Raw genomic sequence first — 15,517 nt, forward strand, 5'->3', positions numbered from 1 at the left:
TGTTGTTCCTTTCACGTATCGATCAAAAAAGTGTCGCAGGTAACCCTTCTATTGAGCCGCACATTATCACCTCTGTCAGCGGCGCAAACTTTGAAGGTCCCCAAACTCTCACTACTCAAAGAAAGAATTTGTTATCAATTTATAACAGCCATGTTACCTGCTTAAGCCAGCAATACCATGCCTGTCTGCTATGCTTTTTGCTGACAACGCCTGCAAATTCTCCAAAAGTGTGAATTAACACACGCTCTAACGCTTTACTTTTCAAGGAGTATTTCCTATGACCCGTAAAGAGCTTGCCAATGCCATTCGTGCGCTGAGTATGGATGCCGTCCAAAAAGCCAACTCAGGCCATCCCGGCGCACCGATGGGAATGGCAGATATCGCCGAAGTGCTGTGGAACGATTTTCTCCGCCATAATCCGAGCGATCCTCACTGGTACGATCGCGATCGGTTTATTTTGTCCAACGGCCACGCCTCAATGCTGCTTTACAGCCTGCTGCATCTTTCCGGCTATGACCTGCCGTTGGAAGAATTAAAGAACTTCCGCCAGTTGCATTCAAAAACGCCCGGCCACCCTGAGCTTGGCTACACACCGGGCGTGGAAACCACCACCGGGCCGCTGGGCCAGGGTTTAGCCAACGCTGTCGGAATGGCGATTGCTGAACGCACGCTGGCGGCGCAGTTTAACCAGCCGGACCATGAGATTGTCGACCACTTCACCTGGGTTTTTATGGGCGACGGTTGTCTGATGGAGGGGATTTCCCACGAAGTCTGTTCGCTGGCGGGCACGCTGGGACTGGGCAAACTCATCGGCTTCTACGATCACAACGGCATCTCAATTGATGGCGAAACCAAAGGCTGGTTTACCGACGATACCGCGAAACGCTTTGAAGCCTACCACTGGCATGTGATACACGATATTGACGGTCATGATCCTGAAGCGGTGAAAAAAGCGATTCAGGAAGCGCAAAGCGTTACCGACAAGCCGTCGCTGATTATCTGCCGCACGGTGATTGGTTTTGGATCACCGAATAAAGCCGGGAAAGAGGAAGCGCACGGTGCGCCGTTAGGTGAAGAAGAAGTGGCCCTGGCCCGACAGAAACTGGGCTGGCATCATCCAGCTTTTGAGATCCCGAAAGAGATTTATCGGGCGTGGGACGCACGTGAGAAAGGCGAAAAAGCGCAACAGAGCTGGAATGAGAAATTCGCGGCGTATCGACAAGCGCATCCGGAACTGGCGGCAGAGTTTACCCGCCGGATGAGCGGAGAACTGCCGGAAGCATGGGAAGAAACGACCCGGAAATATATTACCGACCTGCAGGCCAACCCGGCCAAAATCGCCACCCGTAAGGCCTCGCAAAATACCCTGAACACCTACGGACCGATACTGCCCGAACTGCTTGGCGGCTCGGCGGATCTTGCGCCCAGCAACCTGACCATCTGGAAAGGCTCCACTTCTCTTAAAGAGGAACACGCAGGAAACTACATCCACTACGGCGTGCGTGAATTTGGCATGACCGCCATTGCCAACGGTATCGCGCACCACGGTGGCTTCGTACCGTACACCGCAACGTTCCTGATGTTTGTTGAATATGCCCGTAATGCCGCGCGCATGGCGGCGCTGATGAAAGCCCGACAAATTATGGTTTATACCCACGACTCAATTGGTCTGGGGGAAGACGGTCCCACGCATCAGGCCGTCGAACAGCTCGCCAGCCTGCGACTGACGCCGAATTTCAGCACCTGGCGACCGTGCGATCAGGTTGAGGCGGCAGTGGGTTGGAAGCTGGCAGTCGAGCGTCATAACGGCCCTACGGCGCTGATCCTCTCCAGGCAGAATCTGGCACAGGTTGAACGCACGCCTGAGCAGGTGCAGCAGATTGCCCGCGGCGGCTATGTGCTGAAGGATAGCGGCGGTAAGCCGGATGTCATCCTGATTGCCACAGGTTCAGAAATGGAAATTACATTGCTGGCGGCGGAAAAACTGACCGGTGAAGGCCGTAACGTACGGGTAGTTTCTCTGCCCTCAACTGATATCTTCGACGCCCAGGATGAGGCGTACCGGGAGTCGGTCCTGCCGGCAAACGTCAGCGCACGCGTGGCGATAGAAGCGGGTATTGCCGACTATTGGTACAAATATGTCGGCCTGAAAGGGGCTATTGTCGGCATGACCGGTTATGGGGAATCTGCCCCGGCAGACAAGCTGTTCCCGTTCTTCGGCTTTACGGTGGAGAACATCGTCGACAAAGCGCATAAGGTGCTGAACGCCTGATGGCGACGCTCACGCGTCTTATCAGGCCTACGACATCTATCACCATCAGGCCGTATAAGGCGCAGTCGCATCCGGCATTAAATTAACGCGTAATCCACAGCGTGGGCCAGGCATCTGGTCCATGCCAGTTATCACAGCTTGGCTCTTGTGCGTAACGCACCAAACGAAAGCGCTGGCCGTCAAACCGCCAGCGAGTCTGGATCCCGCAGTCCGATAAACCTCGCCCTTTGGCGAGAGTGACCAATTCGCGAGATTTCTCGTCAAACGTAGCGTTGGTCAGCTCCATGTCGGTACTGTCAGCATCGGTTTTAAATGGCAGGCTCAGACGTACTGCGCGAGAGGTAAACGGTGTGGTACGAGAAACGGTCCATGCCAGATCGATCGTGTTGTATGCCCCTGCTTCGCAGCCGATCATCAGCAGAGCTTTGTCGTCCGTTAAGGCGAAAACCCGCATCTCACGACGCATGGGATCGAGTGAACAGCGGATGCCATTGATCCGCCAGTTGCCATAATCCAACAGCTCATTACGCTCCTGTTGAGTGAGTGGCGTTGGCGTGGAATTAACCACCGCCACACCTTTCAGAGCGGGAGCTGGCGGAACGCTGAGCGGCGGCTCGTCACCTTTCTCAATCCAGGCGGTTTCGCTACCGACGCGCTTTTGTTGCGCATCAATAAACAACAATGCTGCTTTCAGCCCAGACAGAGAAAGCGTTTGCGTACCTTTTTGCAGGGTAATGGCTTTCGCATCCTGCACGGCTTGTAAAAATGTAGCGATGGTAGCCGGATCATCCGTCATCAAATGCCAGGGCGTAAGACGCCAGTGTTCACCGGCCAGTGGGAGTGGCGCGCCGTCCAGCAGCAAGCGCGGCGCAATATCTGCCTCTTTGACATCAGGAGAATCCATACCGCCAAGTTCAATACGCAACACGGCATCGGTATGTGCCCCGGCGCTGCGGCTCAGGGTCATCACCAGACCGTGATGATCTCCCGTATTTCGCGCCACGCAGAAGTTTTGGTTATTGCACGTCACCTGCCAGTCAGCAAACGCCTGTTGCGCAGGCGCCGCCCACAGCAAATGGGCCGGTAGCAGGCCGAGCAGGAACACGAAAATAATGCGATAGCGCATGGACGGTACAACTCCGAAATCAAAACACACAGCCCAGGCGGTATCTTCCTTGCGCGACTAATGAGGCTCAATAAGAATCGTCGGATTGGCCTGTATCTTTGTAAAGAAATATAAGCCCTGATCGCTAATCCATAAGATGCGACGATTGCAGGTAGTTCAGTAGCAGCACCGTTTTCCCGTCGCGAATCTCGCCCGTTTTGATCATCGACAGTGCCTGTTCAAAAGGCAATTCCAGTACTTCAATATCCTCATCTTCAATACCGCCACCCGCATTTGCGCGCTGACTGTCACTGTATTGCGCGATAAAAAAGTGGATTATCTCCGTCACGCCACCCGGCGACATATATAACTCAAAAAGTTTCCGTGCTTCGCCCACTTCATAGCCAGTCTCTTCAATGGCTTCTTTACGAATGCAAACTTCCGGCTCATCGTTGTCCAGCAACCCGGCGCAGGCTTCAATCAATTGTCCACTTTCATTGCCGTTAACCCAGGTCGCAATACGAAACTGACGGGTCAGCACGACGGTTTTTTTCTCCGGGTTATACAGCAAAACTGTGGCGCCGTTACCGCGATCGTAAACCTCACGTTTGTGGCGAATGACCTCGCCATTGCTGCGGGTCAGGTCATAGGTGATATTGCGCAGGATGAAGTAGTTATCGGACAGGACTTTATCTTTGATGAGGGTGATTTTTTGCGACATACCGACTCCACGGTGAGAAGTGAGAAATAATACTACGCCGTGAAACCGGGTTTGTCCTGGAACTATGAATGCCTGATAAGCAAAGCGCCATCAGGCATTCATCCGGCACATTGCCGGATGGCAACGCTAACGCGTTTTATCCGGCCTGGACGCTGATTAGTGAGATTTGACTGATTTTACGCCCAGCCAGTCGACGATCCCCTGGGCGGCGTGCCTCCCTTCCGCCATGGCCGTCACCACCAGGTCCGCACCGCGTACAGCGTCGCCACCGGCAAAGATTTTCGGGTTACTGGTTTGGTAACGGTATGCGCTTTCAACATCGGCGGCAATGCGCCCCCAGTTATCGACCTTAACGCCATGCGACTCCAGCCACGGCATGCCGTGTGGGTGAAAACCAAACGCCATGATCACCGCATCTGCGGGCATCACAAACTCACTCCCGGCGACGGGAACCGGGCGACGACGCCCCTGCGCATCAGGTTCGCCAAGTTGGGTACGTAAGAAACGCACGCCGCTGACTCGCCCATCGGCATGCAACACCAGCTCGACCGGCTGGACGTTAAATTCAAAGTTTGCCCCCTCTTCCCGGGCATTCTTCACCTCTTTTTTCGAACCCGGCATGTTGGCTTCATCACGACGATAGGCGCAGGTCACCTGGCTTGCACCGTGGCGTAGCGCAGTGCGCACGCAATCCATTGCCGTATCGCCTCCGCCCAGAACCACCACGTTCAGTCCGGCGGTATCAATAAAGGGCTCTTCAGGCAGTTCATCCAGCCCCATCACCTGCTTGGTGTTGGCAATCAGGAACGGCAGCGCATCATATACGCCAGGCGCGTCTTCATTTGGCAGGTCCGCCTTCATGGAACGATAGGTTCCCACCCCCACGAACACGGCATCGTAGTCCTCGAGTAACGCGGCCAGTGCCACGTCCTTGCCGACCTCACAGTTCAGCTCGAAATGAATACCCATGGCGCTGAAGATTTCACGGCGACGCGTCAGCAGCGATTTGTCCAGTTTGAAGGCCGGAATGCCGAACGTCAGCAAACCGCCGATTTCGGGGTGGCGATCGTACACGGTAGTGCTGATACCGCTACGCGCCAGCACATCGGCGCAGGCCAGGCCCGCCGGACCTGCGCCGATGATGGCAACGCGTTTATCGACTTTCTGCACATGGCTTAAGTCGGGTCGCCATCCTTTGCTCAGCGCCCGATCGGAGATGTAACGCTCAATATTACCGATAGTCACCGCGCCATGCTCGTTACGCACGGTACAGGCTCCTTCGCAGAGTCGGTCCTGCGGGCACACGCGCCCGGTCACTTCGGGTAAGCAGTTGGTCTGGTGAGAAAGCTCAACCGCCGCATCGATATTCCCGGCTTTTACCAGTTCAATCCACTGCGGGATGTGGTTATGCAGCGGGCAGGTCCATTCGCAAATACTGTGGTCGCCGCATTTCAGGCAGCGGGACGCTTCCCGTTCAGCCTGCACTGTGCGAAACGGCAGATAGATCTCTTCAAAACTGGTTTTACGCGCCTCAATCGGCAGTTTATCCGGCTCGCCACGCGCAGGCGTCGCCTGCATTTGCTCACGTTTGGTGATGATATGTGGAACAAAATCGGTAGCGCTGGTATGCCATGGCTGGCTTTCCAGACTGGCGGTACGCAACCTGCGCGCTTTTGACAGACCGGTAAGCGAATTCTCCGTCACCAGTTGCAACGCCTGCGCCGGACAGTTCTCCACGCAAGCCGGGCCCTCTTCACGCCCATGACACAGGTCGCATTTGTGCGCCGTTGCTTTTACCTTTCCTTTAGCGACCGGAGTGAGTACGATCTGCATCGTACCAAAAGGACAGGCCACGACGCACGATTTGCAGCCAATACACTTTTGCGCATTTACCTGAACGCTGTCGTACTCATGACTAATGGCCCCATTCGGGCAACTTCTGGCGCAGGGGGCATCTTCACAGTGGTGGCAGGTGACTGCACTGCGTTGTTGCTGATGCTTGATGACAGTAATTCGGGGCTGAAAATGCCGTTGGCTCAGGACATGCTGCTCGCCGTTGTGGGCCATGACACAGGCGACCTCACAGGCGTGGCATCCCAGGCACTGTTGGCTATTGACCATAATAAAACGATTCATGGCTTCCTTCTTTTTTGGTTGCGAAAACCTTATTCTTTATATGACTGTTGTTATTAACCGACCCTGAAGAGGGCGGCAATGTTCATTTGCCCAGGAAGCACAACTATTTATCCAGAACCTGTGGCAGATCAATTTATTTCATCGAATATGAAATTGTGTTTCATTTAACAATCAGTTTCATGATTACTTTTTTAACATTTATCAAATACGCTGAATCGTTCAGGTTGAGTCGGAGCGTGGCGTGAATTGTGTGAGGGTGCGCAAGTGACGGTAAAGCGTCCGGTCTCAGCCAGCCTGGCTAAGGCTTTTTTCTATATAGTGTTGCTGTCGATTCTCTCAACGGGTATTGCACTGCTTACGCTGACCAGCAGCTTGCGGGATGCTGAGGCCATCAACGTTGCGGGCTCATTGCGCATGCAAAGCTACCGTTTGGGTTACGATCTGCAAAGCCAAAGCCCACAGCTCAACGCTCACCGCCAGCTTTTCCAGCAGGCGTTAAACTCGCCCGCATTACAAAATCTGAACGCATGGTATGTGCCACAAGCGGTAAAAAGCCGTTATGGACGTCTGCATGCTAACTGGCTGGAAATGAATGCCCGCCTGATCGACGGCGATTTAAAATGGTACCAGACCAATATCAACAACTACGTCGATCAAATCGATCTCTTCGTGCTGGCGTTGCAACATTATGCCGAGCGTAAAGTCATGCTGGTATTTGGCATCTCGCTGGCGGGCGGGATCGGCATCTTCACCCTCGTCTTCTTTACGCTACGGCGTATTCGCCAGCAGGTGGTGCGTCCGCTGAATAAGCTGGTGATGGCCAGCCAGCATATTGAACACGGTCGGTTTGATATCTCACCGCTGGATACACAACTCCCCAACGAACTGGGATTACTGGCAAAAACGTTTAGCCAGATGTCGAGTGAGTTGCATAAGCTGTACCGTTCACTGGAAGCCTCCGTCGCCGAGAAAACCCACGATCTCCACGAAGCCAATCGCCGTCTGGAAGTGTTATATCAATGTTCCCAGGCACTGAATACCAGCCAGATTGATGTGTACTGCTTCCGCCATATTTTACAGATTGTCCGCGAACATGACGCCGCGTATTTCCTGGAGCTCACCGTCGGTGATAACTGGCGAATCAGCGAAGGAACGGCAAGCCCTGAACTGCCAATGCAGATCCTGCCCGTCACGATGCAAGATACAGTTTACGGTGAACTGCACTGGCAAAGCCCGAATGTGAATGCTTCCACACCACTGCTCAACAGCGTATCAACTATGCTCGGGCGCGGGCTGTACTTCAACCAGGCGCAAAAGCATTTTCAGCAACTGCTGCTAATGGAAGAGCGAGCAACTATCGCCCGCGAGCTGCACGACTCGCTGGCGCAGGTGCTCTCTTATTTACGTATTCAGCTTACGCTACTGAAACGCGCTATTCCGCAGGATAACGTTCCGGCGCAAAGCATCATGGCGGACTTCTCCCAGGCGCTGAATGATGCTTATCGCCAATTGCGCGAACTGCTTACCACCTTCCGCCTGACCTTACAGCAGGCCGATTTGCCTTCTGCCCTGCATGAAATGCTGGAAACGTTGCAAAATCAAACATCGGCTAAACTGACTCTCGATTGTCGACTGCCAACACTGGCACTGGACGCGCAAATGCAGGTGCATCTGTTACAAATCGTCCGTGAAGCGGTGCTGAATGCCATTAAGCATGCCAATGCCAGCGAAATTGCTGTCAGCTGTGTGACCGCGCCGGATGGTAATCATACCGTTTATATCCGTGATAACGGTGTCGGTATCGGTGAGCCTCATGAGCCTACGGGGCACTACGGTCTGAATATCATGCGTGAGCGTGCAGAGAGACTCAGCGGTACGCTGACCTTCTCGCAACCTTCCGGCGGGGGAACGCTGGTGAGTATCAGTTTCCGTTCAGCTGAATCAGACAGTGAGCTAACGTAAAGAACCGCAAAGCGCCGTCGGGTCTGGATCCAGGCCTGATGGCGTTGGCACGAAAGGTATGCTGTAAACGGGCATGATAATTTACATTATCTTCTTTTTTTCTCCACGTTTGACCCGTACCTTGCCGCTAAAGTGAAGCAAGCCATACCCATAACGATACGCAGAAACACGAGGTCCTCTTTTAATGGCGAATTTTTTCATCGATCGCCCCATTTTTGCCTGGGTGTTAGCTATCCTGTTGTGCCTGACAGGAGCCCTGGCTATTTTTTCGCTGCCCGTTGAGCAATATCCCGACCTGGCACCGCCAAACGTGCGGGTCACCGCCAACTATCCTGGCGCATCGGCTCAGACTCTGGAAAACACCGTCACCCAGGTGATCGAGCAGAACATGACCGGTCTCGATAACCTGATGTACATGTCGTCGCAGAGCAGCGGGACAGGCCAGGCTACGGTGACGCTTAGCTTCGTTGCCGGAACCGATCCTGACGAGGCCGTCCAGCAGGTGCAAAACCAGCTGCAATCGGCAATGCGTAAGCTGCCGCAGGCGGTACAGGATCAGGGGGTCACGGTGCGTAAGACCGGGGACACCAATATTCTGACAATCGCCTTTGTTTCCACCGATGGCTCAATGGATAAGCAGGACATCGCCGACTACGTGGCGAGTAATATTCAGGACCCGCTTAGCCGTATTAACGGTGTAGGGGATATTGATGCTTACGGTTCACAGTACTCGATGCGTATCTGGCTCGACCCGGCCAAACTTAACAGCTTTCAGATGACCGCCAAAGATGTGACTGACGCTATTGAATCACAGAATGCGCAAATTGCGGTTGGGCAGCTTGGCGGTACGCCTTCGGTGGACAAACAGGCGCTAAATGCGACGATCAACGCCCAGTCCCTGCTGCAAACGCCGGATGAATTCCGTGCAATTACGCTTCGCGTTAACCAGGACGGGTCTGAAGTTAAACTGGGCGACGTCGCCACGGTTGAAATGGGTGCGGAAAAGTACGACTACCTTAGCCGGTTTAATGGCAACCCGGCTTCCGGTCTGGGGGTGAAACTGGCCTCCGGCGCCAATGAAATGGCAACGGCAGAGCTGGTGCTTAACCGCCTTGACGAACTGTCACAGTATTTCCCGCACGGGCTGGAATACAAGGTCGCGTATGAAACCACCTCCTTTGTTAAAGCCTCAATTATCGACGTGGTGAAAACGCTGCTGGAAGCCATCGCGCTGGTATTCCTCGTGATGTATCTGTTCCTGCAAAACTTCCGCGCCACGCTTATCCCGACCATCGCCGTTCCCGTCGTCCTGATGGGCACCTTCTCCGTGCTTTATGGTTTTGGCTACAGCGTTAACACCTTAACAATGTTTGCAATGGTGCTGGCAATTGGCCTGCTGGTCGATGATGCCATCGTGGTGGTGGAAAACGTCGAGCGTATTATGAGTGAGGAAGGCCTCTCACCGCGTGAAGCGACGCGAAAATCGATGGGGCAAATCCAGGGAGCGCTGGTCGGTATCGCCATGGTGCTGTCGGCGGTGTTTATCCCGATGGCCTTCTTCGGTGGCACGACAGGGGCTATTTACCGCCAGTTCTCAATTACTATCGTCTCCGCAATGGTGCTGTCTGTTCTGGTGGCGATGATCCTGACCCCTGCCCTGTGCGCTACGCTACTTAAACCGCTGCATAAAGGTGAGCATCATGGTCAAACAGGCTTCTTCGGCTGGTTTAATCGGATGTTTAACCGCAACGCTGAGCGTTACGAAAAAGGCGTTGCGCGGATCCTGCATCGCAGCCTGCGCTGGATACTGATCTACGGACTGCTGCTTGGCGGCATGGTGTTCCTGTTCCTGCGCCTGCCAACGTCCTTCTTGCCGTTAGAAGACCGCGGGATGTTTACCACCTCGGTACAGTTGCCGAGCGGCTCCACGCAGCAGCAAACATTAAAAGTCGTTGAGGAAGTCGAGAAGTACTACTTCACCCACGAAAAAGACAACATTATGTCCGTCTTCTCCACGGTCGGTTCCGGCCCTGGCGGGAACGGTCAAAACGTGGCGCGTATGTTTGTCCGCTTAAAAGACTGGGATGAGCGCGATACCACTACCGGTACCTCCTTTGCCATTATCGAGCGTGCAACCAAAGCCTTCAATAAGATTAAAGAAGCCCGCGTCTTCGCCAGTAGCCCTCCGGCTATCAGTGGCCTCGGAAGCTCTGCTGGTTTCGATATGGAGCTGCAGGACCACGCCGGTGCGGGACATGACGCGTTAATGGCCGCACGCGACAAATTAATTGAGCTTGCCGGGAACGACTCTTCACTGACCCGTGTTCGTCATAACGGCCTGGATGACAGTCCGCAACTGCAAATTGATATCGATCAGCGTAAAGCTCAGGCGCTGGGCGTTTCCATTGATGACATCAACGACACATTGCAAACGGCGTGGGGCTCCAGTTACGTAAACGACTTTATGGACAGGGGCCGCGTGAAGAAGGTTTACGTCCAGGCTGCGGCAAAATACCGCATGCTCCCGGACGATATAAACCTGTGGTACGTGCGCAACAATAGCGGCGGCATGGTGCCTTTCTCGGCCTTTGCCACATCGCGCTGGGAAACCGGTTCACCGCGTCTGGAACGCTATAACGGCTACTCCGCCGTCGAGATCGTCGGCGAAGCAGCCCCCGGCGTCAGCACTGGTACTGCGATGGACATCATGGAATCGCTGGTCCATCAGTTGCCGACCGGATTCGGCCTCGAATGGACAGCGATGTCTTATCAGGAACGGTTATCGGGATCTCAGGCTCCTGCCCTGTACGCTATTTCACTGTTGGTCGTGTTCCTGTGTCTGGCTGCGCTGTACGAGAGCTGGTCGGTACCGTTCTCCGTTATGCTGGTCGTACCGTTGGGTGTCATTGGCGCGCTGTTGGCGACCTGGATGCGTGGTCTGGAAAACGATGTGTACTTCCAGGTCGGGTTACTCACCGTTATCGGGCTTTCGGCAAAGAACGCGATATTGATTGTTGAATTCGCCAATGAGATGAACGAAAAAGGACACGATCTGCTCGATGCCACACTGCATGCCTGTCGCCAGCGCTTGCGTCCGATTCTGATGACGTCACTGGCGTTTATCTTCGGGGTACTGCCGATGACAATCAGCAGCGGTGCTGGCTCCGGCGGCCAGCATGCGGTGGGGACTGGCGTAATGGGCGGGATGATTTCAGCCACGATCCTGGCGATTTACTTCGTGCCTCTGTTCTTTGTGCTGGTACGCAGACGCTTCCCGTTGAAACCACGCCCGGAATAATCGGGCACAAAAAAGGCGACTTACGATGAGTCGCCTTTTTCATCCTTTGCAGGATATGAATTTCTTCCAGAAAATTATTTACGAAGCATCACTTCGATAAAGTCTTTCCAGTTCCCCAGTTCACGTTCAATCATAACAACCTCTCTTATTATTATGGGCATTCTACGAAATCATCCTCATTAAAAGAAGATAATTTAACCGATGGTTGTGATTACATCCTCCAGTGCTTGGGGTCATGTCATCACTATGCGCTATACCCATAAATTTTATGTGACTCACTGCAATATTTTGAAATATTCACACATAATCTACGACTTTGACAATTTTGATGGAAAAACAGACTGATGCAAACAGGTTAATTCTGAAATACCGATCGACGTGAAATTTTGGAACTTTCAGGAATCATTATTCACCGTTGTTCAACAATGTTATATTTTTCTATAACGAATGAATGACAATATGTATTATCAGAAACGCGAGAATACAAGAATAAGTATTCAAAATACGTTAATAAGGATTCACATGATCACCCTCTACGGCATTAAGAATTGCGATACAATTAAAAAGGCCCGACGCTGGCTGGAAACGCAGGGTATTGACTACCGCTTCCATGATTATCGTGTCGACGGTCTGGACAACACGCTGTTACAGTCCTTTATCAACGAGTTAGGCTGGGAGGCGCTGCTCAATACGCGGGGAACCACCTGGCGCAAACTGGATGAAGCAACGCGTAATCAAATCACTAATGCCACTGCTGCCGCCTCATTGATGATTGAAATGCCTGCAATTATCAAACGCCCATTGCTCTGCGCGCCGGGTAAGCCTATGCTGCTTGGTTTCAGCGAATCCAGTTATACGCAGTTTTTTAATGAGGTGTAATCTATGTCGTGCCCGGTTATTGAGCTGACACAGCAGCTTATTCGCCGTCCATCTCTGAGCCCGGATGATGCCGGGTGCCAGGCGTTAATGATTGAACGCCTGCGTGCGGTAGGTTTTACCGTTGAGCGAATGGATTTTGGTGACACACAGAATTTTTGGGCATGGCGCGGAAAAGGTGAGACCCTGGCATTTGCCGGTCACACCGACGTAGTGCCCGCAGGCGATGTTGATCGGTGGATCAATCCGCCGTTTGAACCGACCATTCGCGACGGCATGCTGTTCGGACGCGGTGCGGCCGATATGAAAGGTTCGCTGGCGGCAATGGTCGTGGCCGCAGAGCGTTTTGTCGCACAGCATCCAGACCATCAGGGTCGTCTGGCGTTTTTGATAACCTCTGACGAAGAAGCCAGCGCTAAAAACGGCACCGTGAAGGTGGTTGAAACGCTGATGGCGCGTAATGAGCGGCTGGATTATTGCCTGGTCGGTGAGCCGTCCAGCACCGAAATCGTCGGTGACGTGGTGAAAAATGGACGTCGTGGTTCACTGACCTGCAACCTGACCATTCATGGCGTGCAGGGCCACGTAGCCTACCCACATCTGGCCGATAACCCGGTGCACCGGGCTGCGCCAATGCTCAATGAGCTGGTGGCGATTGAGTGGGATCAAGGCAATGAGTTCTTCCCGGCAACCAGCATGCAGATTGCCAATATTCAGGCGGGCACGGGCAGCAACAACGTCATCCCTGGCGAACTGTTTATTCAGTTCAACTTCCGTTTCAGCACCGAATTAAACGACGAAATGATTAAGTCGCGGGTATTGGAACTGTTGGACAAGCACCAACTGCGTTACACAATAGACTGGTGGCTTTCCGGTCAACCGTTCCTGACCGAACGCGGTAAACTGGTGGATGCAGTGGTGAACGCCATTGAGCACTATAATGAGATTAAACCGCAGTTACTGACGACAGGCGGGACATCCGACGGGCGCTTTATTGCCCGCATGGGGGCACAGGTGGTGGAACTTGGGCCGGTCAATGCCACCATTCATAAAATAAATGAATGCGTCAATGCCGCCGACCTGCAGCTGCTTGCCCGTATGTATCAACGTATCATGGAACAACTCGTCGCCTGATGAGTGTTCCTGCAAGAGGAAATGAGCATGGACTGGCTGGCAAAATATTGGTGGATTTTAGTGCTGGTGTTTCTGGTGGGGGTACTGCTGAATGTGATCAAAGATCTTAAGCGTGTCGACCACAAGAAGTTTCTCGCCAATAAGCCGGAACTTCCCCCGCATCGTGATTTTAACGATAAATGGGATGACGACGACGATTGGCCGAATAAGGATCAGCCGAAGAAATAATTTGTAGGCCGGATAACACATATCACGTTGCTATCCGGCACTATCACTGACTGTCATGCCGGATGGCGGCTTCGCCTTATCCGGCCTACGGTTATCAATCAGATCATTTCAATCACATCATCATCGTGAGGCTTACCACCGCTCAGCGCTTCATCAAAGTAGTGCTTCGGTACGGTAAAGCGCAGATGATCAAGCGCGAACTGCATGCTGTGCTCATCAATGGCGTGCCCCAGATTTTCGACGATATCCAGAGTCACATCCCCACCTGCACGAATTAACGCTTCCTGCGCAGCAACCGCATGAGATAACTCAATCACCCGATCTTCACCGCCGTGAATCAAATGCACTGTGGTAGCGGTGGTAGCGGCTTCCGGCAAGGTGGCGTAACGACCATTAAAGGCAATGACCCGCGATGCCAGCCCTGGCTCAGCTTTAATACTCTCGAGTGACATAATCGCCCCTTGCGAAAAGCCAATCAGCGCGGTGGCCTGAGGTGACACACCACTCTGTTTCTGCCAATAGCGAACGGTTTCGATAAACACCGGCATGATGGCATCAATACGCGCCTGACGGTTCTCTTCTGTTACACCCTGAACAGAAAACCATTGACGCCCACCGGCAGCGCTATAAGGCTCAGCGCCACCAATACTGACAATCAGCGCGTCCGGAAACAGTGGTGCAAACCAGGAACCAATTTCGCCCATGGCAACCGGGTTATCGCCGACGCCATGAAACAGCAACAGTAGCTGTTGAGCGGGTTTATCGGGACTTTGAACAACAAAATGGTCATGTTTCATGGCGATCTCCTTAACTGATGAGAATTATTCTACGCCGCTTAACCGCAATGACCATGCCAGGAAATTGAAGAAGTTAGTGAAAAAATTGCCATTGCATAATGCGATTACGTAACCGTTGCTGACGTTCGGTATCCAATTGCGCTAACGCCTGTGCCGCCTCCTCACGCTGAACCAGCAGCAATGCTTTGCGCCCCGAGACCTTCAGCCGCTTGCACAGTTCTGCGTCACTGCATTTTTCCTGTAAACGCCCACGCAGCGCCGGGAGAGGCTGTTCACAGTGCTGGAGAAGACGGCTTAAGCAACCGAGTGAGGTGAGTAACGGCCGATGCGCGAAGGCAAACCCTGCCAGCTCATCCCAGTCATCATCATTAAGCGTAGAATCTTTCAGTGGGACGACCGGGATACACTCATCATTCCATTGTGCGAGGATCGCCGCATCGCGACGCAATCGCTGATGCTCCCGCTCAGCCAGACGCTGCCCGGCATCACTTATGGGAAGCAACGCCATTGCCGTATAGCACCCGCTGCTGGCTTCACGATGATTCCCCATTCGCACCATGACAAAACCGCATCGCTGCCAAAAACGCCACAATTCGGCCGTATAACCAAAACTGACGGAAAGATAGTCACACTGCGAGGAATACTGATGGGCCTGCATAATCAGTTGCTGCCCGATACCTTCCCGCTGGCGAGCGGGATGAACCGCAATTCGACTAACTCGTCTCCCGACGAGCGTCGCCGCCAACGGGTCACCACCATGCGCCGCCAGTGACTGCGCAACCAGATTGCCTCTTGGCCGGCGATATCCTGCCCAAACGGCCTGGCTTAATTCTGCGGATAGTCCCCCTTCATCGACCAGCCAGACGGCTCCCGCGACCGAGCCAGCAGCCGAAGCATGCAGAAAATGCTGACCTGGTGCATCCATCATTCGCCGCAGGTCTAATGGCGAGGTGCGATAATGCGCTCCGGAAAGCAGTTGGTAGACCGC

The 15,517-nt window shown here is 53.5% G+C and carries 12 protein-coding genes; 6 read left to right on the forward strand and 6 right to left on the reverse strand.

The genetic code is table 11. The annotated features are described in order from the left end of the window. Positions 1 to 277 precede the first annotated feature (277 nt). Entirely contained in the window at positions 278 to 2,272 is a 1,995-nt protein-coding gene (tkt, locus tag JTI85_RS16045; protein WP_199981689.1) for a transketolase, read from the forward strand. Between the two features lie 82 nt (positions 2,273 to 2,354). Here the strand turns inward: tkt and JTI85_RS16050 are convergent, their stop codons facing one another. The 3 genes from JTI85_RS16050 to aegA form a co-directional block, all read right to left on the reverse strand. Then, positions 2,355 to 3,398 carry a DUF1176 domain-containing protein gene (locus JTI85_RS16050; protein WP_048212548.1) on the reverse strand — a complete coding sequence of 348 codons (1,044 nt, stop codon included), beginning with the start codon at positions 3,396 to 3,398 and terminating at the stop codon, positions 2,355 to 2,357. A 124-nt stretch (positions 3,399 to 3,522) separates the two neighbouring features. Then, positions 3,523 to 4,098 (reverse strand): GDP-mannose pyrophosphatase NudK, encoded by a 576-nt coding sequence (gene nudK / locus JTI85_RS16055; protein ID WP_061068315.1) that lies wholly within the window; start codon positions 4,096 to 4,098, stop codon positions 3,523 to 3,525. Between the two features lie 156 nt (positions 4,099 to 4,254). Then, complete coding sequence (aegA, locus tag JTI85_RS16060; RefSeq protein ID WP_219351736.1) at positions 4,255 to 6,234, reverse strand: formate-dependent uric acid utilization protein AegA; 1,980 nt, start codon at positions 6,232 to 6,234, stop codon at positions 4,255 to 4,257. Positions 6,235 to 6,498: 264 nt separating this feature from the next. Between aegA and narQ the strand changes: the two genes are divergently transcribed. Both narQ and acrD read left to right on the forward strand, forming a co-directional pair. After that, complete coding sequence (gene narQ / locus JTI85_RS16065) at positions 6,499 to 8,196, forward strand: nitrate/nitrite two-component system sensor histidine kinase NarQ (RefSeq protein WP_115643107.1); 1,698 nt, start codon at positions 6,499 to 6,501, stop codon at positions 8,194 to 8,196. 184 nt (positions 8,197 to 8,380) lie between these two features. After that, a complete protein-coding gene (gene acrD / locus JTI85_RS16070) occupies positions 8,381 to 11,494 on the forward strand; it encodes a multidrug efflux RND transporter permease AcrD (protein WP_101742249.1) in 3,114 nt (1,037 codons plus the stop codon). A gap of 74 nt (positions 11,495 to 11,568) precedes the next feature. Here acrD and ypfM read toward each other — a convergent pair whose 3' ends face one another. Further along, positions 11,569 to 11,628 (reverse strand): protein YpfM, encoded by a 60-nt coding sequence (ypfM, locus tag JTI85_RS16075; RefSeq protein WP_001386977.1) that lies wholly within the window; start codon positions 11,626 to 11,628, stop codon positions 11,569 to 11,571. A 388-nt stretch (positions 11,629 to 12,016) separates the two neighbouring features. Here ypfM and JTI85_RS16080 point away from each other — a divergent pair, with 388 nt between their 5' ends. Genes JTI85_RS16080 through JTI85_RS16090 form a run of 3 tightly spaced genes read left to right on the forward strand, consistent with a single transcriptional unit; the run spans position 12,017 to position 13,732 of the window. Continuing rightward, positions 12,017 to 12,373 carry an ArsC family reductase gene (locus JTI85_RS16080; RefSeq protein WP_115601680.1) on the forward strand — a complete coding sequence of 119 codons (357 nt, stop codon included), beginning with the start codon at positions 12,017 to 12,019 and terminating at the stop codon, positions 12,371 to 12,373. A 3-nt stretch (positions 12,374 to 12,376) separates the two neighbouring features. Beyond that, positions 12,377 to 13,504, forward strand: coding sequence for a succinyl-diaminopimelate desuccinylase (gene dapE, locus JTI85_RS16085; protein ID WP_116360853.1), 1,128 nt, complete (start codon positions 12,377 to 12,379; stop codon positions 13,502 to 13,504). A 27-nt stretch (positions 13,505 to 13,531) separates the two neighbouring features. Beyond that, positions 13,532 to 13,732 (forward strand): YpfN family protein, encoded by a 201-nt coding sequence (locus JTI85_RS16090; protein WP_003835080.1) that lies wholly within the window; start codon positions 13,532 to 13,534, stop codon positions 13,730 to 13,732. Between the two features lie 98 nt (positions 13,733 to 13,830). Here the strand turns inward: JTI85_RS16090 and ypfH are convergent, their stop codons facing one another. Together ypfH and JTI85_RS21530 are read right to left on the reverse strand one after the other, a co-directional pair. Then, a complete protein-coding gene (gene ypfH, locus JTI85_RS16095; protein WP_048210950.1) occupies positions 13,831 to 14,529 on the reverse strand; it encodes an esterase in 699 nt (232 codons plus the stop codon). Between the two features lie 73 nt (positions 14,530 to 14,602). Further along, positions 14,603 to 15,517, reverse strand: a 915-nt coding sequence (locus JTI85_RS21530) for a GNAT family N-acetyltransferase (RefSeq protein ID WP_255574832.1), incomplete at its 5' end; no start/stop codon positions are given.

Origin of the sequence: Citrobacter sp. Colony219 (genome assembly GCF_019382635.1) — a bacterium.
Lineage (GTDB): Bacteria > Pseudomonadota > Gammaproteobacteria > Enterobacterales > Enterobacteriaceae > Citrobacter > Citrobacter youngae.

Excerpts from the sequence above, each read along its gene's own strand:
- tkt (WP_199981689.1), top strand. The coding sequence starts at position 278 with ATGACCCGTAAAGAGCTTGCCAATGCCATTCGTGCGCTGAGTATGGAT.
- JTI85_RS16050 (WP_048212548.1), bottom strand. The coding sequence starts at position 3,398 with ATGCGCTATCGCATTATTTTCGTGTTCCTGCTCGGCCTGCTACCGGCC.
- nudK (WP_061068315.1), bottom strand. The coding sequence starts at position 4,098 with ATGTCGCAAAAAATCACCCTCATCAAAGATAAAGTCCTGTCCGATAAC.
- aegA (WP_219351736.1), bottom strand. The coding sequence starts at position 6,234 with ATGAATCGTTTTATTATGGTCAATAGCCAACAGTGCCTGGGATGCCAC.
- acrD (WP_101742249.1), top strand. The coding sequence starts at position 8,381 with ATGGCGAATTTTTTCATCGATCGCCCCATTTTTGCCTGGGTGTTAGCT.
- JTI85_RS16080 (WP_115601680.1), top strand. The coding sequence starts at position 12,017 with ATGATCACCCTCTACGGCATTAAGAATTGCGATACAATTAAAAAGGCC.
- dapE (WP_116360853.1), top strand. The coding sequence starts at position 12,377 with ATGTCGTGCCCGGTTATTGAGCTGACACAGCAGCTTATTCGCCGTCCA.
- JTI85_RS16090 (WP_003835080.1), top strand. The coding sequence starts at position 13,532 with ATGGACTGGCTGGCAAAATATTGGTGGATTTTAGTGCTGGTGTTTCTG.
- ypfH (WP_048210950.1), bottom strand. The coding sequence starts at position 14,529 with ATGAAACATGACCATTTTGTTGTTCAAAGTCCCGATAAACCCGCTCAA.